This is a genomic window from Gimesia aquarii (genome assembly GCF_007748195.1).
Lineage (GTDB): Bacteria > Planctomycetota > Planctomycetia > Planctomycetales > Planctomycetaceae > Gimesia > Gimesia aquarii.
Window position 1 is genome coordinate 1,862,202 of the sequence record NZ_CP037920.1, and the last position, 26,529, is coordinate 1,888,730.

Here is a 26,529-nt window from a genome sequence, read left to right on the forward strand (position 1 = left end):
AGTGTAATGATCAATGAACTCTCTCATGATGGTTGCAAGCCAGTCGAGTTGATTTACTTCCTTATAACAATTGATTTTTAAGACATAAAATCACAGATGCGCATTTTTTCTGCCGCTGCTGTTGGGCAGTTGGTGTATGTGTCTGTCGTTATGAGCTTAATTTATGTGTAACTACGACTTGATTGATCGAGTCTGTGGAGATAGCTCCTCAATTCGGTTCTGAATTTGGAAGATGATTTGTTGAGACATCTCATGAATGATCCTGAAATTATTGTCATAGATAAAAACAAATTCATGACAGATCAAAATACAACAGAGCGAGACGATAACGCCAAATTGCACTCAACGTGCATAACCGAGGTGAAACAGATGCCTGTGTTGACATCAAGCTATTCTGGACGATTTATGAAAATTGCATTTCGCCTGATCGCAGGTGTGATCGTTCTGGCAATTTCTGCCATGTCAGGAACATTACTGGCCGAAGAACAGGAATTTTCAACAATCATTGCAGATGGTTCAGAGACGACGGATACACTCGATGGAATCTCATCAATTGTGCCCGGTAATGGCATGGGAACACTGTTTCGAGCCGGACATCAGGCAGGTAAAACCGTTGGTTTAGAGGAATCCATTTCTCATCTTGAGGCCATGCCATATCTGTTTACATACACGAAAAATCCTGATGATGCAGGTATGTTATTTGGAAACTTTCGTTTGTTTAGAACAAATCGTGGTCATCTTGGCGGTGGTCTTGGGCTTGGTTATCGATTTTTCAATTATGACAGAGACCGAATTTTTGGAGCCAGTTTTTATTATGATCGTGATGACTCTTCTACAAAAATTTTCCAACAGTTAGTTCTCAATGTAGAAACAATGGGACGCTTTTGGGACGCGAATGGAAACTTCTATCTGCCTATTGGAACTCGTCAGAAATTGCTTGACGTTCAATTTAATGAAGGTAGTCAGCGGTTTTCAGGATTCAATGTTCTTTATGACCAGACACGTACACTTGGAACAGCAATGCGTGGTTTTGATGCTGAATTCGGAGTTCCCATTTGGGGGCAAATCGCTCAAAAACATGAAGCGCGCGCTTACGCGGGAACTTATCACTTCGCAGCAACAGGCAGTGAAGACGTCTGGGGCTGGCGAGGTCGTTTGCAGGCAAATCCGGTTCCCAATGTTTTGATGGAACTCAGCTTAACCAACGACGCGACCTTTAATACGAATGTTTTCTTCAATGTGACATGGACCTTTGCAGGTCGACCTGAGTGGAACAAGATGGAAAAATCCACTCAGATGTATCGTATGGCTGAACGGGTCAGAAGAAATTACAATGTTGTTGTCGAACAACGTGATGTGGTCGATTCCGGGCTGATTGCCATAAATCCAGCCACGGGGCTTCCCTGGACAATCTCCCATGTTGATTCAAATGCAGGGCCGGGAGGGACTGGAACGGTCCTCGATCCTTTCCAGACGATTGCAGATGCTCAGGCAGGGCCTGCTAATGATATTATCTTCACTCATGCTGGAAGTGTATTCGATAACGGACCACCGATTACACTTGCTGCAGGTGACCGAATACTGGGAGAAGGACAGGGAGTTGATCACTTCATAGATATTGAAGGATTTGGTCCCAGGTTGTTACCAAACTCTCCTGCTTTTGGAAATCCAAGTTTTGTACGACCAACATTTAATAACACAGTTGGTGATGGCGTTATACTTGCATCAAATAGCGAGTTTTCTGGTTTCATCATTAATACCCCCACTGGACGTGGTGTTGTAGGGGTCGGTGTTTCTGGTACGACTGTAGACAATGTTGATATCAATGATGCCGCTGGAGAGGGAATTTTCCTAAGTGGAACGACGGGTACGCTCTCGTTTGACACTACGAATATTACTAATGCTGCTGGCGATGCATTTGTTGTCGATGGAGGTGACCCATTTGTAAATTATGTAGGAACTATCACCAATACGGCAGCAGGTCGAGCAGTTTTGATTCAAAATACGACAGGGGGATCTGTCAATATGACGGGTTCAACTATTACCGATACGAATAGCCAAGGTGTTTTGGTTAGTAATATAGCTGGTGGAGCAGTCTTAGATAACGTGACCATTACTGGAAGTACGAACGAGGGAATTCATGTTACTGGCGGTACTGCAGGTGCAATTGTGACTGTCAGAAATACTGGCCAGGCAGCAAACATAATTGATGGAGCAACTGATGCCAGTATTTTTGTGGAAAATTATCAGGGCATTTTCCAGATCGAAGATGTTGACATCCTGAATCGTAATGGAACAGGTATCTTGGTCGAGAATCTCTCAGGTGACATCTCGGTTGTTGGAAATACGACGATCACAAATGGGGTCTCACTTGCGACCGATCATGGTATTGATGTGAATAACTCTACCGGAAATATTTTATTCGGTGGAACCCTCGGGATTACCGGTGGAGCGGGAGAGGGGATTTCATTTAATGCCGGTAATAATACGGGATCCTTTAATGTTACTGGTACCACAACCATCTCCGGGACAGCGGCAGAGGCATTTATCGTCTTGAATGACAGTCCTGTGATCAGGATGGGGGATACAATTCTCTCCAATGCCAGTACGACAAATTCGGTATTGTTGATCAACAATGCAGGACAGGGGGGGACTGCGGGGCAAGTTTCCTTTGGTAATACCACAGTAACGGGAACTACTCTTTCAACAGTTCCTACTGTGCATATTCTCAATACGACTCCGATTGTCAACTTCGGTTCACTCAGTGTCACTGCCAACAGCACTGCATATACTGCAGTGGTACCGGCGATTGTGGCACCTGCGATATCTGTGGAAACAAACCCCGGCAATATTAACTTTGGTGACTTAAATGTGACAGCAGCTAATAACCTGGGGCTCATTGCCAACAATAACACTGGTACATTGAGCTCAACTGGGGGTGTCTTCAATGTTACAAATGCTGCTGCCATCGATATTCAAGATACTAATCTTTCAATGATTTTGACATCAGTAACTGCAGGACCGACAAGTGGCCCTGATTTAAATTTAGGAGATGGCTTCTTTTTGAATAGTGCTGGTATTCGACTGGTTCGTACACCAGGTCTATTTTCAATCGCCGGCGATGGAGCCACAATTGATGCCGGGGGAACTATTACCGGTGCGACTCACGGAGTATGGTTAGCAGATATTGGTCGTGTCAATATTGATGGATTAGAAATAGATGCACCTACTGTTTCTGGTATCGAGTGGCAGGAAACCACTGTTGCCGATGGCCCCGTGGTGAATTTGACACGAGTCAGAGTCGAAGATTCTTTAGGCGACGGGATTCGAATTATCAACGGACGCACATTCCAGATAACCGATTCAGAGTTATTGGATAATGGTACTGATGCTACAGAACATTCTATTGAATACACAGCAAATCTAGAACTAGATGATACAAACGATGACTCCTTTAACATCACGATTCAGAACAATACGATCACAGACGATAGTGCAGATGCCATTCGCATACAGTCTGCAGGAGTACTGCTAGATGATTCTCTGCTAGAAGTATTATTGGAAGGAAATAATATTACAAACAGTGTTTCTAATACTGCAGGGTTGAGCGTGATTTGGGAAGGACCAATGGATATTACCGTTGCAAACGCGAACAACTTTTTTGGTACAGGAGCCACTAATAACCAGGGAATCAACATAGATGCAACCAGTAGTGATTTGGCAGATCTGATGTCCTTAACTGTGATCAACAATAATAACTTTATTATCTCAGGAACAAACAGTGAAGGTATTCAGGTTTCAACTGAAGGGCCCTCGAATATCCTGATTTCCAATAATATTGATCAAGGTATTGTGATGGCAGGTGAGGACTCGACTGGTCTGCGATTCTTGGATCTAGCTGCTAATAGCAATGTGCAAATTGATACCAATATCATCAACATGACGGCAATTGGTGGTAATGCGATCTTCTTTGATTTAATCGATGCCACTAATTCCTCGGTTGTCATTGATAACAACCTGATTGGGTTGTTTGATGGTGGATTCGATGACAATGAAACGGCCGTCGGTTTCAACGCGATGACCAATGGACCACTCGCATTGGGAACTGGTATTAATAATATTGTGAATGTGACTTTTGTAGGCAACAACAACAGCTTTATTCTGTTCAATCCTGGCGGAGGTACATTTGATGGCCAAATCAGCCTGAATGGCTTCTTGCTTCCATAACCATAAAACAAAGAGAAGTCTCGTTAATATATAATTTCAATAACACTCTGGTGTGTTTTGCTTCAAATATTTCAAGGTTTTAATCGATGAGTCGCACATCCTGGAAAGTAATGATGATTACTCCATTCAGACTGAGTGCACTACTGGTGTTCTTGTGCTCTACCGGATTACTGGTTGGAGAGAAACATGTAATAGCAGCCGATGATGGCGAGCTGGAATATGTTATGCACGGTGATGCAGATGTGGTAGGCGATGAATATATTGAAAACTCAGGGTTGTTCTCTGGCATCAATACTTATTCAAGGACGATGGTTCGCAAGTTGCCAGTGGATCGTGGTTGGACTTATGATTCACCTATAGATAGATCCATTAAAAACGCGTTTCAAACGTCCAAATTGCGACTTGACTATTTACATTGGTCAATTGAAGGACCTGACAATGTTCTCCTGAGTGCACCAATTCTGGGGAATCCAGACCCAACAGCACCTGCCCCCGCTTTTGATCGTGAGACTGGCATCTCGCGTGGAAATGGTGTGGCATTGGCTTATACTGATAAATCCATGGATACAAACGGAATGCGGGGGATCCTCGAATTCGCATTACCTGAGGGAAGCCTGGAATGGAATGTTTGGGGGCTGTTCAGGAATGAATCAACCCGTCCAACAAATGAAATCTTTGGTACACGAACTACTGTTGATCCGACTGACGATTTGGTGGTTGTGACGAATTTTAATGTCAATGGCGCCCTTGCTTCTAATACGAATGTTTATGATACCAGTTACACCGTTGACATGAATACAGAAATGGTTGGTACGGGAATCAATTATGTATTAGACCCTTATCTTCCTGGTGAAGGCTTTCGTATGCGGCCCTTATTTGGTTTTCGGTTTATCAGTTTGCAGGAATCGATGAATCAAGTGGGAGTCGATTCAGGTGGCGGAATTGGTTTGCCCCGTACGACAACGATTGCTTCTACAGTTGAAAACCGGGTCTTTGGACCTAGCATTGGTGCACGTGCGGAATACTCGAATAATCGATTTTCAATCGGGGCCGAGCCCAAGTTTACATTTGGTTTTAATCGCAATACCAACCAAGTAGCTACAGATCAATTATTTGTACCAACCGATCCGCGTATTGTTTCTGTTCAGAAAAACAATGAGTTTTCACCAACCTTTCAGCTAACAGTTTATGCAAAAATGCAAGTTAATGAACATATGAAGTTTTTCATTGGTTACGATTATTTGTTTATTGGTCAGATCTCACGTGCTTTCAATATTATCGATTACAACGAAGACCGCACAGCAACAAACCCTGCGACAGGAACTAAAGTGAGACAACAACACGAAGACTTTACAGCAGACGGTATCAGTGCCGGCGTTGAGTTTATCTGGTGAAGTCTGACGCTCCTCACGAAGAAGTTCTAACTACAGTCGCGCTTGTATGGCGTTTTTCAGATTTTTTCAGTTGGTAAGACTGACTTGTAGCGAACTTCTGATAAATTCCGTTTGCCAGATCATGGTTGATTTCATTCGCATGTGCATGCAATAAAAATCGAAATACTAAAGGTGAATTTTGGGTTGATTCAAGCGGGCCATGCATACAAGGTGAAGCGCCCATCCATCCGTCTTCACGAACATGCCATGAGACGGCAGCTTGTGGTTTTGCTATTGGATTGGATGGATGAGAGAAATAAGTGATCCCTTCTGTCACATCTGGTATTACCGGTCCCGAATAATCCATCCACTCAGCTGGTTTTCCAAAGATGTTTTTTTCACCAACTTGTTTGCGGCTATTTGTGATCTTACCTGCCCCAAAAAAGCTCGAAATGGTTTTAGCAACTCGCACGGCGAGAAACCCAAAATTCGTTTTTTGAAATTCCAATGCGTTGGCAGTGGGAATAAATGCGGACTGTAGCTCTAAAAACAGTTCATCATTCGCATTGGTTCTGACGGCCGAAATCAATTCCTGTCTCAGTAAAGGTAGTGGATCATGGCCATCAAACCACTCCAGTTCGACAGCGAGGATAGCTTCGTCTTCACGCTCGTCGATAGAGAGCCATCGTTTTTGAATGATTTTGGCACCTGTGTCGTTTGCCCAGAAATTGATTCCGAGTACTTTGTGATGTGCAAACCAGACTGATCGATGATGATCATGGTTTGGCGCGCCAGGATGTCCGATACGTGTCAAAGGAATACCTGAGGGACCGGTTAAAGGATAAAAGAAAGGGCGTTGATATTCAGGACTATGGTGCCAGCGAAGCCGTTCTTTTCCTTTGACCCGAAAGGAAAATTGAAAATCGGGAAGTGGAACGATTTCATATTGAGGAAAAAGTTGATTCACATCAGGTCTCCCAGTTTTTGAAACGCCATTCGTCACTCATGTAGCTTATTTCAGCGTTTTTTTGAATTCGAGCAAAGTAAAGCTGACTTCAAGGAAAATGACTAGGTCATTGGCCAGACGATCGACAGCAAAATAGTGGTAGCCAGACTGGTAAAGCCCAATACAATCAGTAACGGAGTCCATGATTTCAATGCTTCTGCTTCAGTTAAACCGCTCATCTTACAGAAAATCCAAAAGCCGCTGTCGTTCATCCAGGAACCAATCAGTGAACCTGCGCCGATGGCCGTCGCCAGATAGACCGGATCAAAACCCAACATTTGGGGTGTCACCTGCATTGCTGCCAACATCGCTGAGGTCGTAATCATGGCTACCGTACTGGAGCCTTGCGCGACTTTCAGTAAGGCGGCAATTCCGAATCCCAGGAATAGAAAACTGAGTCCGGTCGCCTCCGTTTCAGTAGTACTAAACATGTTTTGAATCGCAGGACCAATTTGGGCCACCGTCAACATTTTACCAAAGGCGCCCCCGCCAGCTGTGATCAGAATAATCACGCCACCACTCATGAGGGCATTTTCAACGGAGGCTCCTAATTTAAGGAGTGTCATTTTTCGCTGATGATAAAGAATTCCCAGAGCAATTGCGGTGGCTATTAACAACGCAAAATTGGCATCTCCAATAATCGATGTGAAAGGACTGATTTTTTGTAATAAACTTTGTGGGCCGACTCCACTCGCCAGCATGGAATTCACAAGCGTGTTGGTAGTGATCATCAACACGGGTAACACGATGGGTATGAGAGAAATTGTAAGAGAAGGCAATTCATGTTCTTCCAGTGGATCGGGATCTTTATGCTCTGCGACTTCCCGCATGGGAATATTCATGACCCGGTTAGCAAACATGGCGTAAAAGATCCCTGCAAAAGCAGCCGGCAGTGCGACGAGTGCGCCCACAAAAATCATCTTTCCTAAGTCTACTCCCAGATTGTCGGCCATAAATAAGGGCCCGGGTGTGGGAGGCACCAGCGTATGTGTAATTGCTCCTCCCGCAGCAATAGCCATGATATACATCAAATAATTCTTTTTGGTGCTACGATAGAGTGAGCGTGCCAGCGGAATCAGGAGATAAAAGACCGTATCAAAAAAAACGGGTACAGCTAAAACAAATCCACTACCCATGAGGGCAAATGATGCGTTCTTTTCACCGAGTGTTTTTAAAAACGCTCTGACAATTCGGTCGGCAGCCCCGCTATCCATCATGCATTTTCCAATGATGGCAGCAAGCGCGATCACGATACCAATTCCGGAGACCGAGTTACCAAAAGCAATCGCAACGCGCTTAATACGGTTAACTGTTTCGCCAGTCTCCGGATTCATTACTGACTCGGGCCCCAGTAGGCTGACTACTATGGCTGCAGTAATCAACGCCAGAAATGCATTGATCTTTAGAAAGATGATCATGCCGATGACGGTGGCAATACCAATGAATAAGATCAGAAATGGATAGTTCTCCAACATAAGCGCTGCTCCAGAAAAATCTTAGATGAATATCTCAAGTGGGTATGAGCATTACATAGAATTGCCTGGGACGCAAGCGAGTGTGCAATAGAAAACTGGCCTTTCACATTCTGAACGAGATTAAGAAATAATTGCTTTCCCTCGAAACATGCTTTTTGTAGGATGGAGTGGAATTGCTTTCCTCCTCCTTCCCCTGCTCATAAGGAATTTCTGGCAATGCTTGTTTCTTCCATTTGTCCGAGAACACGTTTCGCGTTTTTTCTCTGTTCTCTTTGTTTTGGGGTAAGTTCTGGACAGTATCTGTTTGCTGAGGTCTCTCCCACTGATGCGAAACAGGCGATGAAAAGAGCGACACGTTTTTTTACAGATGAGGTATCTACTGAGGGAGGTTATCTCTGGACGTACAGTGCAGACTTGTCACTTCGGGAAGGAGAAGGCCGCGCTTCTGATTCTATGATCTGGCTTCAACCGCCGGGCACACCGACAGTGGGTGAAGCGTTTTTGACCGCTTATCAGAAAACAGGTGAACCGTATTTACTGGATGCGGCCAGGGAGGCTGCAAATGCCTTGGTTAAAGGTCAGCTGAAGTCGGGAGGCTGGGGGCACTATATTGATTTCAATAAACGTGAGAATGTCCAATATCGCATTGATGGTGGAGGCCCGAAAGCCAGAAATCGGACAACATTCGACGACAATAAATCGCAGTCCGCACTTCGCTTTTTGATTCTGTTGGACCAGGAACTTAAGTTTCAGAATCAATCCGTTCATGAAGCAGCCATGTATGCTTTGAATTCATTTCTGAAAGCTCAGTTTCCCAATGGTGCCTGGCCGCAACAATATTCGAGCTTTCCGAACCCCAAGGATTATCCTGTTCTCAAAGCCAGCTATCCAGCGAGTTGGTCTCGAGATTTTCCTAAAAAGAAGTACACAGATTATTATACATTCAATGACAACGTGATCGGAGATTTGGTGGATCTCATGTTTCTGGCGAACCATGTTTATAAAGATTCCCGTTATCGTAAGGCGGCTTTGAAAGCAGGAGATTTTATATTGCTTGCTCAAATGCCGGAACCACAGCCTGCCTGGGCGCAACAGTATAATTCTAAGATGCAACCTGCCTGGGCACGAAGGTTTGAACCTCCTTCGATTACAGGAGGTGAGTCGCAGGGAGTCATTAAGACGTTAATGCAAATTTATATTTATTCAAGTGAGAAAAAGTATCTGAAGCCGATTCCTGCCGCACTTGCTTATTTGCGGAAATCAGAATTGCCCAATGGAAAATTGGCCCGTTTTTATGAATTGAAAACGAATCGTCCTTTATATTTTACAAAACAATATCAACTCACCTACAAAGCTGATGATTTACCCACTCACTATGGTTTTATGATTACTTCGAAAGTGAATCAACTGGAAAGCCGTTATCGCAAACTTTTGAAAGCGTCTCCTAAACAGCTTGCTTCCATGCGATTTCCAACTCGTCGTGTTCGTTTAACACCTGCTCTCACGGCAAAAGCAAAATCAGCGATCGAGGCACTAGATACGGGCGGTGCCTGGGTGACTCAGGGAGAAATCCGTTCTGCTAAGCTGAAGAATACTCCAGTCATTGAAACGCGAGTCTTTGTAAAAAATCTGGAGACACTAGCTAATTTCGTAGCCGCTCATCAACGCGATTAACTTATAATTCCATCATGCATTTTCAGCTAAGGACTGCATACGTTCTAGTCCCAGTTTGGCAACTTCCAGTGGATCTTGCTGCCAGAGATCTTCTCGAAATAATTCAAGAGAAAGCCAGCTTTGATAACCGATCTGTTTTAAAAGCCGGCAGTAATGCGACAAGTCAAGATGTCCGTCTCCTGGTAGAACCCGGTCTGGGTCCATCTGCGTCTCTCGGGGAATCGTATCAACGGCATCGTTAAAGTGCGAAATGGCAATCTGCTCAGGCTTGAGTTTGGCAAGCGTCTCTATTGAGCCTCCACCACGAAAGACGTGAAACGGATCGAGTACCAATGTTGCCTGTGGGTGTTCCGATTTTTCGACAATTTGTAAGGCATCTTCAATGGTAGTGACATCTTCTACGAATCCTAAAAATTCCACCGCGGGTTTCGCGCCAGCTGTGATTCCTACTTCCAACAGTTCTCGATAACGCTGCGCCCCCAGGTCATAGTCAGGTTTCTCACGGTGTGGACAGGCAATAACATATTCTGCTCCCAGCCTGGCTGCAAGCTTGATGCGTTCCAGGCAACGATCAAAAACTTGGGCGTATTCTTCAGGTGTAGCAGACCACCAGTCACGCAACATAATCATTGTGGGAATGGCTAGCCCCGTGTCCTGAATTGCTTGTGAGATACTTTCAAGATCGCCACCCTCTGAAATAAATGCTTCAACTTCATCAAACCAGAGCTCAATGCCGCCGTAACCGGCTTCTGCTGTGATACGAATTTTGTCAAGCAGTGGAGTCGTACGGATTGTACTGGCATTCAGGCTGTAGAGAAAAGAACTCATTGAGGGGGTTCCTTAAAGGAAAAAACGCAGAAACAGTCATAAATTTAGATACTATTTGACGTAAGACTATCAGAGGCGCCTTCAGCTGCCAGGACAGGTTGCATTATCTTGCAGTCTAATGAGCATCGATCAACATATTTTGCATGAAATGCCAGCAATGATCAACTCAATCGATTATCGAAAAGGTTGCTCGACTCTTGTGTGTCAATCCGTCACAATAAGATTGTTCGTTTTAGCCTGATTGAAAACTATCACGATTTAAAAAAAAAGTTTCGGCGTGCGCTGTTTCATTTTTAGAATATGTCTTCAATGATAGATCGTTCTTACTTTCAAATGTTTGCTGGAATCGCAGTGGTCAGTTTACTGATCAGTGGTTGCGGTTCGGAATCACCTGCTCCACAGAAACTTACGGAATCTGAAATTGTAGTCACGCAGGAACAATCACCTGAGCTACGTTCTAAAACCAAGACTTCTCGAAAAAGTACGACTGAATCAAAAACCACAACAGAGGAAACTGTTGACAACAAAAATCTCCATCGCAAGGCCAGCCCCTCAGAAGGGGATACAGAGAAAATAGCAAAAATGGTCTATCGGCCCAGCGATCAGAGACCGGTTCACAATAATCAGAGATTGGCTTTACTGGGCATTCATCTTTATGAATCTCCTCGATTGAAGCTTTATACAGATATCGATCCTGAAGTTGCTGCAAAGTTGCCCCCTGTGATCGATCAGGCATATCTGGCACTGGAAGATTATTTTGGTTCGTTACCTCAGGATCGTGAGGGGACCGAATTTCAGGTGACTGGTTACATTATGCAGAATCGCGAGTTGTTCAAAGAAGCAGGCGTGATTCTTGATTCGTTGCCTCGAATTGTCAATGGCCGCCATCAAGGAGCTCAATTCTGGATGGACTATCAGACCGAGAATTATTATTTACGGCATCTAATGCTCCATGAATATACTCACTGCTTCAGTATGATTATGGAAAACATTGGTGCGCCCGTCTGGTATCTGGAAGGAATCGCTGAATCCATGGCAACACACTCCATCGATCAGAACGGCAAGATTACACTCAATGTGATGCCTCATAATAAAGAGGATTTCGCCGGATTAGGCAGGATATCGCTCATTGAACAGGCTGTGCTAACGTCACCTCCCAAAAATATGCTGGAAGTGATGCAATTTGGGCCAGCTGACTATGTTGGAAATAATGAATCCTATGCCTGGTCCTGGGCACTCACACAGTTTTTTGATAAACATCCTCGCTATGCAAAACAATTTCGAGAATTGTCTCGACACATGCAGGGGAGAGCATTTTCACAAAAGATTCAGCAATTGATCAAGGATGATTTTACGAAGATCAATGACGCCTGGTTGTTATTTGCTAAAAACCTGCAACCAGGTTATGACTTTGAGCGAGCAGCCATTTCATTTCGTCCAGGACAGCAGTTAGATCAGGCAAATTCATTTGCGGTTGCGAAAATTGCCAGCGATCGTGGCTGGCAATCGAGTGGGATTCGTGTCAAAAAAGGCGATACATATGAACTGATCGCCAAAGGAATGTTTAGCCTGGCAGAGAAACCAAAACCCTGGATGAGTACTGCAGACGGAATCAGTTTTCGTTATTTTAAAGGACAGCCACTCGGACGATTAATCATGTTGATTCGGCCGGACTCTGTTTCAGGAATTTCTGATCGACTTTCAATTTTAGAGGAGTATCCTCTGGGAGCAAGTGCAACCTGGATGGCTCCCGTTTCCGGAACGATTTACTTTCGACTCAATGATGCATGGGATGAACTGGGAGATAACGAAGGCAGTGTTTCGGTCACCGTCACTCGAAAGTAAAAAGTAATTGTTTAAATTGTGGTCAGATTGGGAGCAGTTTCTTCTCGCTAATATAATCAACACCGTTAACTACCAAGCCAGACGACAGGAATACAAGATGTCAGATCAATCGTACAAGTTTATTGATTTACAAGACCAAACTTCGCGGAGAAATTTTTTCAAGCAGGTTACCGCGTCTGCACTGGCAGGAAGTCTGGTTTCCCCTCTTACTGCAAAGTCAGCAGAGGGACAGACAGAGTCTTCCAAAAGTAAGATTAAAAAAGCGGTCAAATATCAGATGATTCTGGAGAAAATTTCGGTTCTCGATAAGTTCAAAATGTTAAAAGATCTGGGATTCGATGGGACGGAGATTCATTATCGCACGAAAGTGGATCCGAAAGAGGTCAGAAAAGCTATTGATGCCACTGGAGTCCAAGTACATGGATTTCTAAACAGTAGTCGTGATGAGTTGAAAGATTCGATTGATCAAGCGAAGTACTATGGTGGGACAAGCGTGCTGGTTGTGGCAGGACGCGTTGATCAGAAAAACCCTTATGATGTTGTTTACCAGCAACAGCAAACCAAGCTACGAAAGCACCTGCCGTATGCAGAAAAGCAGGGCATCGAATTATTAGTCGAAAATGTCTGGAATAATTTTCTGCTTAGCCCATTAGAGATGGCGCGTTTCATCGACGAGTTGGAGAGTCCTGCTGCTGGAGTTTATTTTGATGTGGGAAATGTGGTTCGCTTTGGCTGGCCAGATCAATGGATTCGTGTGCTTGGTCCACGGATTGTAAAACTGGACATCAAAGAATATAGCCGTAAAAAACAAATCGACGAAGGGCTCTGGAAGGGTTTTCAAGTGGAGCTCAACGAAGGAGACTGTGATTGGCCATCGGTACGTAAGGCCTTACTAGATATTGGATACACTCAAGGTTGGGCGACCGCTGAAGTAAAAGGAGGCGATCGTCAAAGATTACAGGATATTTCAGAACGCATGGATCGTGCTCTTGATCTTGCCTGATCCAGAGTTGATAATAAGTTAAGACAATTAAGAAGTGACTTCCCTTTAATTGTCTCCCGCAAACATCCTACCACTGGCGAACTCGATGGAAATGGTTCGCATTATCGAAGACAGAATTCAATATCATCCTGAATGAAAGGTCTTTCCTGTGAACGAACATGCCTCCGATCAACAACCATTACAAGCACGTCGTAAATTTTTGAAACAATCATTGGGGACACTCGCAACGACAGGACTTGTGGTGAATCCTGCACTCACATCGGGGGCTTTTGCTGCCAGTTCAGAAATGATCAAAGTGGGACTGGTTGGTTGTGGTGGTCGAGGGACCGGTGCCGCCGCCCAAACATTGAGGGCTGATCCGAATGTGGAATTGGTTGCGATGGCTGATTCTTTTGGTGACCATCTTGAGAAAAGTTATCAGAATCTCAAGAAGACCGAAGTTCAGGACCGTGTGAAAGTAGATGCGGAACACAAATTTGTCGGATTTGATGCATTTCAGAAGTTAATTGATTCCGGTGTTGATCTGGTACTCCTGGCAACGCCGCCTCATTTCCGCCCTCAGCATTTAAAAGCCTGTATTGATGCCAATAAACATGTTTTTTGCGAAAAACCTGTAGCTGTGGACGCTCCCGGAATTCGTTCGGTTTTAAAATCGACAGCAGAAGCCAAACAGAAAAATTTAACGATTGTTTCCGGGCTTTGCTGGCGTTATGAAACCGGTATGCAACAAATGGTTGATAAGATTCATAATGGTGGGATTGGCGATATTATTTCACTACATAGTACTCGCTATCTTGGTGGGGTTGCCAAAATGGTGAAGCGAAAACCTGAGTGGTCTGATATGGAATACCAAATGCGTAACTGGTATTACTACACTTGGCTCTCTGGTGATTTTAACACAGAACAGTTTGTGCATGAATTGGATAAACAGTCCTGGGTGATGGGCGAGTATCCCGTGCGTTGTTATAGCGTGGGGGGGCGACAAACGCGTACTGGTGAAGACTACGGTCATATTTATGATCACTTCAGTACGGTTTATGAGTATGCCAACGGAGCCAAATACGTTGCGTCTACGCGACACCAGCAAGGTTGCAGTTCCATGTTCGTGGATACTGTTTCTGGTACGGAAGGTACAGCGACTCTGATGAAGTATCGAATCGAAGGGAAAAATCCCTGGAAGGGAGCCCGCCGACGTACCAATATGCATCAATTGGAACACAACGAAATGTATAAGGCACTCCGAAATGGCGACGTCATCAATAACGGTGAATACATGGCCAACAGCTCGATGATGGGAATTATTGCTCGGATGTCCGCTTATACCGGCAAAACACTCACTTGGGAACAAGCCATGAATTCAAAGGAAGATCTCTCTCCTGAGAAATACGATATGGCAATGTCTTTACCGACACCTGAAGTCGCCACACCTGGAGTGACTCCATTTGTTTAATCTGCTTTTGAAATGAAGCGAGTTCAGGTATATTGAACAACCGGCGTGAATGATACATGCCGGTTGTTTTTTTTGAATATAAAACAGTTCCATAAACTAATTATATGCTGTGTATTTTTTATCCAGGAGGATGTGATGAGGTCGCTCGCTGATTCACTTCTATATTTAGTTATCATGATTTCAACCTGTTTGATTCAAAATGATGCTCGATTATGGGCAGGTAAGAAGTCGGCAGAACAGAAACCGGCAGAGTCAAAACTTACGCTCTCTCGTGAAAAGAATATGCTCTATATTCATGGAGATCGTATTCCGGGTGGAAGAATCCCCATCTATTATCTGGAAGCTTACTGTCGTGCGAATTCCACTGATGCCGACTGGGTGAAACACACTGTTGTGAAACATGAGACTCAGACACTTTCGATGAATGAAGATCGGACGGTGCTCAAGTTGAAGTGCATTGTAGCGGACGGAATGACCGTGCATCACACGATTACCGCGAAAGATGATGAAGTTGATTTCCAGTTAGTTGCCCACAATCCTACAAAGCAGCGTTCCGAAGTACATTGGGCACAACCATGCATTCGTGTGGGGGATTTCACAGGTCTGGGAAAGTCAGCTACGGATGATAAATATGCCTACATTAAAAAGTCATTTATTTTTCTCGATGGAATGCCGGCATCGATGCCTACAAAAGATTGGGCCACCAAGGCGCGATACATTCCGGGACAGGTTTGGTGTCCGATCAATGTACCTCGTACCGATGTCAATCCCCGTCCTTTAAGCAAGAACGTTCCCAGTAATGGCTTAATTGGCTGCTATAGTGCTGATAATCAGTGGATTTTTGCGACGGCCTTCGAACCGTATCAGGAGCTGTTTCAAGGTGTTATTCGGTGTTTGCATGCAGACTTTCGTCTGGGAGGTTTAAAACCAGGTGAGACCAAAACAATTCGGGGGAAAGTGTATATTGTTCCTGCGGATATGGATGCCCTTGTGAAACGCTATGAACGCGATTTTCCCGAACATACGAAACACAAAAAGTAGGATCGTTTTTAAATTAGCGATATCAACGATTGACCGTGGTCGGTTCGCTAACGCGCGTAACCAGCTTTTTAGCATCCGCACCACTGATGGTGACTTCGAACTCACCATCTCCCGAGCTAATTGCTTTCACAAGAATGGTGTAACGCAGGAAAGCATCCGCTGGAAGCTCTCTCACCGGGGAAACTTTTAAAATGTTTTGATTTACTTCAGGACGTAAATTCAGTTTTTGATTTCCCTGATGGGCTTCGACGGAAACGACGCGAAACATACGCGGAATTTTTGCCTGCAGAGAAATGTCTCTGGCAGGTTGTAAGCCTCGGTTTTCGATACTGACTTCATAGGTGGTCTCTTCGCCACGTGTAATCGGGTCTTTTGTATCTCGGACCTGCACATCCAGGACACCTTGTAGGGGTGTCACTTTTAAACAAGCTGAAGCCTGTTCATTTGGAAGCTCAGGACTGGAGACCACGACCTGTAAGCAGGCATGTTCGGCCGCAACCTCGCAATCAAATTCGACTTGTAACTGAACTCCTTCGCCCTTACGGATCTTGTCTAAAGACCATTTCAATTGCCCTGTCTCACGTTCTGAACCAATAGAAGCTTCGCGTGGAACAAAGACTGAGTCATAAGAAATGACTGCCTGGATATTATTTAAATCGACATCTGACACATTTGACAATTTCACAATATATTCTGCGCGACTTCCAACGGTTCTCAGGGAAGGGCCGATGACTGACAGGTCCAGTTGTTTCTTTTCGTATTCTACACAGACAGATTTCCAGACCAGTTCCTCTCCATCGGCAATGGCACGAAACCGGCAGCAATGATTTCCTAGAATATCACTGTAGAGTGTTAATGAAATTTCCTTTGACTCACCTGGCTGCAAGGTACCCAGACGTTGTCCGATTTTCTTTTCACGTCTCCCCGGAAAGAGGAACTCGGTATCAAATTCACACTCCACAAGTACGTTTCTGACGGCACGGTCTCCAACATTTTTGGCAATGACATAGAATGTTGCACCACTTCCCAACTGTCGTTTGGGGATGACATCCACAGACAATTCCAGTGGGCCTGTTGTTGCAGGGGCTGTCATCTTAGGACCAGATTGCAATTTTGGACCAGACTTTGACTGCGGGGATTTTTTTAGATAATCCGGACGTTTTAACTCTGGCCGAGGAGAGATCCGTTCGGGTAGATCACGGGGCTGAGGTGGCAGATTCCGATTCACAGATTCGGGAACAGCAAACAAATCTTTTTGAGGCTGTGAGTTCTGTGGTTGTTTTTGACGAATGGTCTCCGGATTAACCCTCTGTGTTTCCCGAGATTGTGGAGTGGGGTTTTGTGAAGGATTCTCCAATGATTCATTTTGCGGATCTAATGGTGGCGGATTAGACAGTTTCCAGGAGGAACGTTGTCCCGGCGCAAGGGAAGAGCAGGCTGATACAGCCACTGTGAGCATTGACAGTAGCAGCATTCCAGCAGCAAATTTCGAAAATGGCCGAATCTGACTACCCGGCATGTATAGACCTCAATCCTCAATAATTAAAAGTAAACGTATCTCTTTAAAGTTTACCATGCAAACTTGAGTTCAACAGAGAAAGAATGAGGTGATTTTTTAAATAGTAAGAGCGTTAAAATGGATATGAAATCTACTTTCATCTGCATTACATTTCTCGTGACTAATGCAACGATTCAAACGAATGATGGGCCTGATTCTCAGGAATTATCGATACAGTTTTATGCAATGAGAGAAACATGATAAAACGTGCGGAAATCAGTGAGATGCAGACTCCTTTCAATTAACAAACAAGCTCATAGTCTTTAGACTAAAACAATTAAGACGATGGTTTGGTTTGCGACTATCATCCAGATCCCAACCACGATTTCCCACTCCTCATAGGTCGCTTTTTTGTAATACTGAAAACGAATAAGGTACGACTTTGAACGTATTTGTGTCTGAATTTCTCTGTAGTGGGGCCTGTGAGATATCAAGTCGGGATGCTTCTTTACTGGTAGAAGGAACCGCGATGTTAGAGGCGGTGATCGCTGATTTGATCTCCATTCCCAATTACAACGTTATCACATGCATGCAGGAAGATCTGATAACAACTTCTCCCACTTTCAGTCACTGGGAACAGAATGGTCGTTTGCAAGTCTATCAAGTGGGTGATCCAAGGGAGGAGCAAGCTTGCTTCGAACAAGCTTGTCGACAGTCTGATATTGTATGGATTATCGCTCCGGAATTTGATGAAATTCTTTCTTCAAGAACCGAGCGAGCAATCCAATCAGGGGCAGAAGTTGTTGGTTCTGATTTGAAATCGATTAATCTGACCGCGGATAAGTGGCGATTTTATGAATTTTTGCATGATCGCTCGATTCCTACCATTTCAACTTTATTACTTGAAAGTCAACATCTGGCTGCCCCTTGTAACTTTCCCTGTGTCATTAAACATCGTTTTGGCGCGGGAGGCTTGGGCTTGCATTATTTCTCACAGCTTGAAGACTGGCAGGAGCAATTCTCGCAAATAAGAGAAAAACATACAGATTATATTGTGCAACCCTTTGTTTCTGGCAAAATGCTTTCATCAGTGGTTCTGGTCAATTCCCATTTCAGAGAGATTTTTCCAATCGGAGAACAGCGGATTTGCTGGGAATCCGGTTTTCAATATCAGGGAGGAGCGATCCCGAGTGAGTTTAATATTGATGTGACACAATCCGTTCAGAGTCTGCTTCAGCGTGTGTGTAATGAGTTACCGGGCCTTGCGGGATATATGGGGTTCGATCTGCTACTGCCAGACGAGAATCCCATGCAACCATTGATTGTAGAAATCAATCCAAGATTGACAACAAGCTATACTGGTTATCGTCGACTTACGCAGGACAACCTGGCTCAACGGATTGTTGAATCTGAAACGGTCTTCCCGTTACTCAAGTGGGACGAAACACGGAGAGTTCAATTTCGACCTGATGGAACTGTTTTATTAAACCAGATGCAGTCTTAGAGAGTAGTTCAATTGATGTATGTGATTGGTTTGGATATTGGTGGTGCAAACATCAAATCAGCGGACAGCGATGGTGCCGCCAGGACGATTCCATTTGCGCTTTGGAAAACTCCTCAGTTGTTAAAAGCAACATTACAGGAGTTACTCTCAGGTTTTCAACGTCCCGATCTGGTGGCGATAACGATGACAGGTGAATTAGCGGACTGCTTCCCAACAAAAGCGACAGGTGTAGATCAAATTTTATCTGCAACCGAAGAAGCGGTGGCTCCTGTTCCCTTAGTTGTCTGGCAGACAGGGGCAGAGTTCCTGCCAACTGATATCGCCAGAGAATTTCCACTATTGGTTGCTGCCGCGAATTGGCATGCACTGGCGACTTGGCTAGGCCGGATGATTCCTGATCAAAATGGGATTCTGTTAGATATTGGATCAACGACCACAGACATTATTCCATTAGAAAATGGTATTCCCATTGCGGAAGGACTGACGGACGTTGAGCGATTGCTTTCTGGCGAGTTGGTTTATACTGGTGGACGTCGGACGCCACTTGCGATGATTGATCAGCAGGTCCCGTTTCGAGGTCAATGGTGTCCATTAGCGGCAGAATGTTTTGCCACGGCATTGGATCTCTATTTACTGCTCGAGGAGAATACCGAGAATCTGCATGATCACGATACGGCTGATGGAAATCCGGCGACTCAAGATAACGCTTATGTTCGAATCTCCCGGTCTGTTTGTTGCGATGTTTCAGAAATGACAAGAGCAGAGGCCGTGGAAGTTGCTCATTATCTGGCTGAGCAACAGCAGAAGCAGATTAACCAGGCTTTAAATCAAGTCGTGGATCAAATGTCAGTACCACCAATGGCGGTATTGATGAGTGGAAGTGCCGTTTTTCTGGCCGAAAAAATTATTAGAGCTCACCCGGTTTTAAGCGAGACTGTCATTACAAATGTTACAAATGTTGCAGAAATCTTTGATCGATCGATTTCGAAAGCGGCCTGTGCGTTTGCTGTCGCGCGCCTGGCGGCAGAAAGGGTTCGGATTTAACAGATTGTAGCTTAGGACCTGTCGCCAGCTAATCTGGAGTTAGCAATCATTGATTTATATAAGTCTATTGAAAATAAACGCTTATATGATTATATCTGGTGCGGTTATGATCACTTTCTTTACAGTTCCCTGGTCTAAGAGTGGTTGACTCATTTTTCATACTTGTGTTATCTTTCGCCTCTTGTAAGTGCTTACTGGCGATCGTTTTTTGAGCCAAAGTCATTTTTCCTGCTGCCATGTTTTCCAGCCGAACGGATGGAATCAGAGATACGGTGCAGTGTTTACTGGATTTTGATTGAAACTGTGACTAAAAACATAAAGCCGAAATAACTTCCCTCATTCAGCGATGGAGCGCGAAAATATGTGTGGAATTGTCGGATATATCGGACATCGAGAGGCGGGGTCTGTATTAATCCAAGGTCTGCAAAAACTGGAATATCGGGGATATGACAGTTCTGGTGTTGCCATTCACGAGAGTCCTTCTATCCAGATTCGTAAGAAAAAAGGCCGGGTCTCAGAAATGGCGGCGCTCTTTAAAGCGAGTCCTGTTGCAGGAACATTGGGAATTGGCCATACACGCTGGGCAACACATGGTGAGACCAATGACCAAAATTCACACCCGCATGTTGGGGGTAATGGAGAAGTCGTCATTGTGCATAACGGAGTCATTGAAAATTATTCTTCACTCCGCACCCAGCTACAGGCACTGGGATATGTTTTCCGTACAACGACTGATACAGAAACCGTTGCGCATTTACTGTCTCATCATCTGGAAGAGCAGCTTAAGCTGGGCGCTGATCCGTCAGAGCTTTCGACCTATCTTAAAGTTGTCGAAATTACGCTATCGAAATTAAAGGGAACCTATGGCCTGGTGATCATGTTCCAGGATCTTCCCAATCTGTTGATAGCGGCTCGATTGGGAAGCCCGTTAGTGATCGGTGTAGGCAAAGGGGAACATTTTATTGCCAGCGATGCAAGTCCTCTGATTGGATATACTGATGAAGTCATCTATCTCTCTGATCATGAGATCGCAGTTATCACTGAAGATGAAGTTGAAGTCATTCACCGCGATGAGGGTCAGCAGAAATTATCGATTCAGACTTTAGATCAGGTAAGTGTTGATTCCGATCTGGGTGACTATGAGCATTACATGCTGAAAGAAATCTTTGAGCAGCCTCAGACACTTGAGAATGCGATGCGAGGTCGTATTGATGAAGATGAGGCAACCGCGAAATTTGGTGGATTAAACCTGTCTGCGCAGCAGCTGAGAAACATTGATCGAGTCGTCTTAACGGCTTGTGGAACGAGTTGGCATTCTGGATTAGTAGGTGAGTATCTCCTGGAAGAATTTGCCAGGATACCAACAGAGGTCGAATATGCTAGTGAGTTACGGTATCGGAATCCTCCAATTTCAAACGATACCATGATTTTCGCTATTACCCAAAGTGGTGAGACGGCAGATACTCTGGCTGCGATGAGAGAATGCAAACGAAAAGGTCATCCTACATTGGCGATTTGTAATGTGGTTGGCTCTTCAATCGCTCGTGAAGCAGATGGTGGAATTTATTTGCATGCCGGTCCTGAAGTGGGGGTGGCTTCGACCAAAGCCTTTACATCTCAGGTGATGGTCATGATTCAATTGGCACTATTTCTGGGGAGAATGAGGCATCTCTCTTACCCTGCAGGTTGCAGAATTATTGATGCGATCCAAAAAATTCCCGATCAAATTCAGAAATGTCTTGAGTGTAATGATCTCATCAAAGACATTTCCAACAAGTACTGTAATTTCAATAATTTTCTCTATCTGGGTCGGCTTTATAATTTTCCCGGGGCATTGGAGGGGGCACTGAAACTCAAAGAGATCAGCTATATACACGCTGAAGGTTACCCGGCAGCCGAAATGAAACATGGCCCGATTGCGCTGGTTGACGAAGAGACCCCCAGTGTTTTTGTTGTTCCACGCGGACAGATATATCCCAAAGTCATGAGTAATCTGGAAGAGGTGAAAGCGCGTAAAGGGCCTGTGATTGCCATTGCCTGTGAAGGGGACAAAAAAATTGCTGATATCGCTGACGATGTCATTTATGTCCCAGATGTTGAAGATTTCTTGCAGCCTCTCGTTACTGCGATTCCGTTGCAACTCTTATCATATCATATCGCCGTGTTACGAGGCTGTAATGTAGACCGACCACGGAACCTGGCAAAGAGTGTTACAGTAGAGTAGTGACATCAGGCAAGAGCAAAGGCTGGTTTCAGTCTTTCTGATGTTGAAAAAAGACTTTCATTCTTGAGAAAACATGTGTTTTCTCCCTGAAAACAGCAAAATACAGGCATACCTCTCCTGAAAGTGCGAAAATTAAACTTTCCTGATTTGGTTTAATTCTGAGTTCCGCATAGAATGACTGATGAGGTACCCAATAAGTACCTCATCAATGTTCTTAAGCTCGGTGAGGCGTCTGTCTGCCAGCTGAATTGGCGTACAAGCCTTCTTAAGCAGATAGGTAATGCAATCCATCTGCAAAACTGGATGTAGTAAAATGAAAGTAATTCTGGCAAATCCCCGTGGTTTTTGTGCGGGTGTCAATATGGCAATTGAATGTCTCGAAGAAGTCATTCGGATTTTTGGTAGTAACATTTATGTCTATCATGAAATCGTACATAACAAACATGTCGTGAATCGGTTTACCGAGCAAGGTGTGGTTTTTGTTGATTCCGTGAGTGATGTTCCCGAAAATTCGATTCTCGTGTTCAGCGCGCACGGTGTTTCCCCTGTGATTCGTCAGCAGGCGCGAGACAGAAACATTCGTACGATTGACGCGACTTGTCCTCTGGTAACCAAAGTTCATACGGAAGCAATTAAATATGCAAATGCGGGCTATAACATTATTCTGATTGGTCATGAAGGGCATGATGAAGTCATAGGCACAATGGGTGAAGCTCCTGAAAGTATTACCTTGATCGAGACCCCCGAAGAAGTCGCAGCTTTGGAATTTTCTGAAGATGACAAATTAGCTTATCTCACGCAAACGACATTGAGTGTTGATGAAGCAGGCAGAGTCATCGAAAGTCTCACGAAAAAATATCCTGATATCGAGAGTCCACCCAAAGCCGACATCTGTTATGCGACAACAAATCGCCAGGAAGCGGTTTCGGAACTTGCACAGCAAGTCGATCTTGTATTGGTCTTAGGTAGTCAGAACAGTTCCAATAGTAAGCGACTGATGGAAATCGGAAAGTCTGCTAAAAAGCAGGCTTATCTGATTGATGGTGTGAATGAGTTATTACCAGAATGGCTCGAAGGATGCGAGGCGATTCTCATTACCGCAGGAGCGAGTGCACCAGAGGTAGTCGTTCAGGAATTAGTGCAACATTTAGAAGACCATTATCAAGCAGAAGTGGAAAATGCCGTTGTTCGTGAAGAATCGGTTCGCTTCCCACTTCCCAAAGAGTTACGTACCTTGCAATCAAAATAGAAACTGCCAGGCTGGTGCTGGTTTCGAAATTGTTCGATTTCGTTTATTATAAAAAAAGTAGAGATCGAGTCGCATTCGGGTTTGAGTGCGATTCTAAGAGAAAACCAAATCTTTAAAGAATTGAAAAAGCAGATATGAGTGATGATCTGACACCAGCGGAAAACAACGACGACCATTCTGAGGAATCGAATCAGGAACGGCACACACAAGAAATCAGGCATTCCCAGGTAAGTGCACGTGTGCCTGAGGGGGTTTCGCGCGGGGTGTTCAGCACAGGGGCTGTTGTCTTACAGGGGGGACACGAATTTATCCTGGATTTCCTGTTACGCATTTCGACACCTCAACAGGTTGCCGCACGTGTCGTTTTACCCATTGGCGTTGTTCCGCAAATGATTCGTGCCCTGAGAGACAATTTGAATAATTATGAAAAACGGTTTGGTACTCCAGTCATACCCACTCCTATTCCTCAACAAGTGACTGGTTCTGCAGATGCCATCAATGTCGGACCGGGGATGGAAGTCGCACCTTCCGAATCACCGACTCCACCAGTTGCGAGTGTGGGCTCAGATATCAATGCCGGAGCTTCAGGTGAGGCTGTACAACCTGAAGCAGAATCGGAGAGCAATCCTCAGCAACCTGCTGCTGAGCCAGTAGCTAAGCCTGCAGAAGCGGGACAAAAGCCTCCTTCAGCAGAAGACTTGTATGATGAATTGAAGCTGCCTGATGAGATGCTCTCAGGCGTGTATGCGAATGCGGTTCGAATCGGTCATTCGGCCACAGAGTTTTCCTTTGATTTCATTACAACATTCTTTCCTCGTTCGTGTGTTTCTGCTCGTGTGCATATGGCAGCACCGAATATTCCCCGCCTGCTCGATTCACTGACACACTCATTTGAGCAGTTTCAGCGAAAAGTAGCGGAGCAGCAAAAGCGGCAGCAACCTCCTGAAGGAGGGCAACCAGGTAATCTTTAAGTCTTCATGTGCCTGCTATTCATTCCTGCTCGTCAGCAGAGGGGCCGTAGAGTGCGGGAACGGGAATATCATTGAGTCGCAGATACACACAGAGATGACCACGGTGATGGATACTATGATTGAGTACCCAAGTGCGAATCACACCAATTTTTGGCATCGTGATGAGGGGCTCACCACCGGAGAGAAGTGACCATGACTTCGCAAATTCTTCATCGGAAGTGGACGCGATGCGTTTTCTGGCAGCGGTAACATTCGCGTCGAAGAGGTCCAGGATTTCTTGACGGCTATTAAGTACAGGAGCTTGGTAAGGTTCGCCACCCTCCGGGTTAAGATCCCAGGTATCTTGAGTCAGGGTTCCTTCAACCCAGCCTACCATTTCCGCGAGATGAGTAGCGACCCAGCCGATACTGTTCGATTTGGAGTGCGCTTTCCAATCAAGTTTGTCATCGGGAATTCGTTCGATCACTTTGCGAGTTCCCGCCATTTCCATATCAAATTCGGGGAGGATTGATTCGGCGATAGTCATGGGAGTATCCTGTCTTCAATTATGGTGATAGAGTCACAACGAGATGGTATTTTGAATGGGGATGAGTCGCAAACAATTTGACGACTCAATACACACTTATTCTAACAGTTTGTTCACTTGGATGTCCAGTGTTTCGGCATCAAACTGTTTTTTGACTTCTACTGGCTGTTTTGTGCTTTGAAAAAACAAAATATCGGCAGAGAATAAAATTGAATGTCATACCCACCACGATTCCAATTAACGCCGCCAGCAAAGTCCTTTTCTCGAAATAGGTAATTGAACTACACAATACCATTGTCGTGAGCCAGTTGAAGAAAGCACCTAATAGACAACTACTGCAATAACCGAGATACTGCTTGAGAATGGGAGCGTATCGCGCATACGAAAATGTTATATTGCGGTTTAGCAGGAAATTAGTGCTCATCGAAATCCAGATCGCAACTGCAATTGCCACCGGTCGATTAAACCAATTCAAGAGCAGGGATAGTGCCACTAAATTTACGACGACTCCCGAGCATCCAATGACAGCAAATTGTGCAAAGTAAGCATAGTTTCTGTATTTAAATTCAAACAGACGTTTGAGATGTTTCAGGTAATTGATTTGCTCTTTGAACGAGAGTTTGCTGCTTCCCTGAGTACGATCTGTGAAGTGAATAGGAATTTCAATGATGTTGCGGCAACGACATTTCACCATTAATTCCAAGCCGATTTTGTAGCCCACGGGATTAAGAATTTCGCGTGCATTCAGAAAATCTTGACGATGTAACGCGAAAAAGCCTGCCATCGGATCTTTCACTGTTGTGAAGGGACGTGCCATCCAAGTTGCAATTTTTGAATTAAACTTTCTGAACCAACCCCAGGTTTCGTCTGTCGAACCACCGTTCACATAGCGGCTGCCAATCACAAAATCTGCCTGTTGGTTTTTCAAGGCAGAGTACAGTTCCGGAATTGTTTCTGGTGGGTGTGATAGATCGGCGTCCATTACCATCAGAATCTCTGCTGAGGCTGCATCCATGCCAGCGATGACTGCAGTTGAGAGGCCCCGTTCATTTTCACGGGTGATCAGATGAAGGGGCGATGATTGTGACAGCGTTTGACAGAGATCTGCTGTGCCATCTGGACTTTGATCATCAACTACGATGATTTCTGCAGAAATTGCAGAGTCGTTCAAGACCTGAGTAATACGCGGGATCAGGTTGGCCAAATTTTCGGCTTCACAATAGGTGGGCACGATAATCGATAATTCAGGCAATGTTCTAACTTTTCAGGGTTGTTGCGATTATAACGGTTGGCGTTTAGATGCGGAGATTCAGTTAGGTTCTCTTTCGACAGAAGCAGTAGAACGATTCTCACCTGTGACTGTATTCAAAATCTAGCTTGTAGTGATGAAAAGCACCCTTTTTCATTAATCCAGTGATTTCCCCGAATCGTGACAGTTTCAACCACTACTTTCCGCAGATTGTGAGAGATCAATAAGTTCCTCATGATTCACGCAACTTTTTTGCTTTCAATAGTCAAACTATGCTGTTTTTTTGCATCATTTTCATAGTTCTGACGACTTCAGGCAGTTTTGTGACCTAGATTTGTACTG

18 protein-coding genes are annotated in these 26,529 nt (G+C 44.6%); 12 read left to right on the top strand and 6 right to left on the bottom strand.

The genetic code is table 11. The annotated features are described in order from the left end of the window. Positions 1-252 precede the first annotated feature (252 nt). Both V144x_RS07600 and V144x_RS07605 read left to right on the top strand, forming a co-directional pair. On the top strand, positions 253-4,227 hold the full coding sequence (locus V144x_RS07600) for a right-handed parallel beta-helix repeat-containing protein (protein ID WP_144983703.1): 3,975 nt from the start codon (positions 253-255) through the stop codon (positions 4,225-4,227). Positions 4,228-4,313: 86 nt separating this feature from the next. After that, entirely contained in the window at positions 4,314-5,621 is a 1,308-nt protein-coding gene (locus tag V144x_RS07605) for a BBP7 family outer membrane beta-barrel protein (protein WP_144983706.1), read from the top strand. 13 nt (positions 5,622-5,634) lie between these two features. Here the strand turns inward: V144x_RS07605 and V144x_RS07610 are convergent, their stop codons facing one another. After that, complete coding sequence (locus V144x_RS07610; protein WP_144983709.1) at positions 5,635-6,567, bottom strand: DUF6807 domain-containing protein; 933 nt, start codon at positions 6,565-6,567, stop codon at positions 5,635-5,637. A gap of 101 nt (positions 6,568-6,668) precedes the next feature. After that, positions 6,669-8,081 carry a GntP family permease gene (locus V144x_RS07615; RefSeq protein ID WP_144983712.1) on the bottom strand — a complete coding sequence of 471 codons (1,413 nt, stop codon included), beginning with the start codon at positions 8,079-8,081 and terminating at the stop codon, positions 6,669-6,671. 216 nt (positions 8,082-8,297) lie between these two features. On the opposite strand from V144x_RS07615, the gene V144x_RS07620 reads away from it, so the two are divergent. Further along, a complete protein-coding gene (locus tag V144x_RS07620) occupies positions 8,298-9,755 on the top strand; it encodes a pectate lyase (protein ID WP_197998811.1) in 1,458 nt (485 codons plus the stop codon). A 12-nt stretch (positions 9,756-9,767) separates the two neighbouring features. On the opposite strand, the gene V144x_RS07625 is transcribed toward V144x_RS07620, so the two are convergent. Then, entirely contained in the window at positions 9,768-10,583 is an 816-nt protein-coding gene (locus V144x_RS07625; protein ID WP_144983718.1) for a sugar phosphate isomerase/epimerase family protein, read from the bottom strand. Between the two features lie 309 nt (positions 10,584-10,892). Here V144x_RS07625 and V144x_RS07630 point away from each other — a divergent pair, with 309 nt between their 5' ends. The 4 genes from V144x_RS07630 to V144x_RS07645 all read left to right on the top strand — a co-directional run bounded on the left by V144x_RS07630 (position 10,893) and on the right by V144x_RS07645 (position 15,922). Then, positions 10,893-12,428, top strand: a complete 1,536-nt coding sequence (locus tag V144x_RS07630) for a hypothetical protein (RefSeq protein ID WP_144983721.1) — start codon at positions 10,893-10,895, stop codon at positions 12,426-12,428. 97 nt (positions 12,429-12,525) lie between these two features. After that, positions 12,526-13,431, top strand: a complete 906-nt coding sequence (locus V144x_RS07635; protein ID WP_144983724.1) for a sugar phosphate isomerase/epimerase family protein — start codon at positions 12,526-12,528, stop codon at positions 13,429-13,431. Positions 13,432-13,579: 148 nt separating this feature from the next. Continuing rightward, on the top strand, positions 13,580-14,881 hold the full coding sequence (locus V144x_RS07640) for a Gfo/Idh/MocA family protein (RefSeq protein ID WP_144983727.1): 1,302 nt from the start codon (positions 13,580-13,582) through the stop codon (positions 14,879-14,881). Positions 14,882-15,016: 135 nt separating this feature from the next. Further along, positions 15,017-15,922, top strand: coding sequence for a hypothetical protein (locus V144x_RS07645; protein WP_144983730.1), 906 nt, complete (start codon positions 15,017-15,019; stop codon positions 15,920-15,922). 22 nt (positions 15,923-15,944) lie between these two features. On the opposite strand, the gene V144x_RS07650 is transcribed toward V144x_RS07645, so the two are convergent. Continuing rightward, positions 15,945-17,441 carry a COG1361 family protein gene (locus tag V144x_RS07650; RefSeq protein WP_144983731.1) on the bottom strand — a complete coding sequence of 499 codons (1,497 nt, stop codon included), beginning with the start codon at positions 17,439-17,441 and terminating at the stop codon, positions 15,945-15,947. Positions 17,442-17,874: 433 nt separating this feature from the next. On the opposite strand from V144x_RS07650, the gene V144x_RS07655 reads away from it, so the two are divergent. The 5 genes from V144x_RS07655 (at position 17,875) to V144x_RS07675 (ending at position 24,412) form a co-directional block, all read left to right on the top strand. Continuing rightward, positions 17,875-18,924 carry an ATP-grasp domain-containing protein gene (locus tag V144x_RS07655; protein ID WP_144983734.1) on the top strand — a complete coding sequence of 350 codons (1,050 nt, stop codon included), beginning with the start codon at positions 17,875-17,877 and terminating at the stop codon, positions 18,922-18,924. A gap of 15 nt (positions 18,925-18,939) precedes the next feature. Beyond that, complete coding sequence (locus tag V144x_RS07660) at positions 18,940-19,968, top strand: hydantoinase/oxoprolinase family protein (RefSeq protein WP_144983737.1); 1,029 nt, start codon at positions 18,940-18,942, stop codon at positions 19,966-19,968. 361 nt (positions 19,969-20,329) lie between these two features. Beyond that, the gene (glmS, locus tag V144x_RS07665) at positions 20,330-22,192 is read left to right on the top strand and encodes a glutamine--fructose-6-phosphate transaminase (isomerizing) (RefSeq protein WP_144983739.1); all 1,863 of its coding nucleotides are present in this window, start codon (positions 20,330-20,332) and stop codon (positions 22,190-22,192) included. A gap of 313 nt (positions 22,193-22,505) precedes the next feature. Further along, a complete protein-coding gene (gene ispH, locus V144x_RS07670; protein ID WP_144983742.1) occupies positions 22,506-23,441 on the top strand; it encodes a 4-hydroxy-3-methylbut-2-enyl diphosphate reductase in 936 nt (311 codons plus the stop codon). A 134-nt stretch (positions 23,442-23,575) separates the two neighbouring features. Beyond that, positions 23,576-24,412, top strand: a complete 837-nt coding sequence (locus tag V144x_RS07675; RefSeq protein WP_144983745.1) for a DUF3467 domain-containing protein — start codon at positions 23,576-23,578, stop codon at positions 24,410-24,412. Positions 24,413-24,431: 19 nt separating this feature from the next. Here the strand turns inward: V144x_RS07675 and V144x_RS07680 are convergent, their stop codons facing one another. Then, positions 24,432-24,938: a DinB family protein gene (locus tag V144x_RS07680; RefSeq protein WP_144983751.1), complete on the bottom strand. Its 507-nt coding sequence runs from the start codon at positions 24,936-24,938 to the stop codon at positions 24,432-24,434. A gap of 139 nt (positions 24,939-25,077) precedes the next feature. Continuing rightward, positions 25,078-26,190, bottom strand: a complete 1,113-nt coding sequence (locus tag V144x_RS07685) for a glycosyltransferase (RefSeq protein WP_144983754.1) — start codon at positions 26,188-26,190, stop codon at positions 25,078-25,080. Positions 26,191-26,529 lie beyond the last annotated feature (339 nt).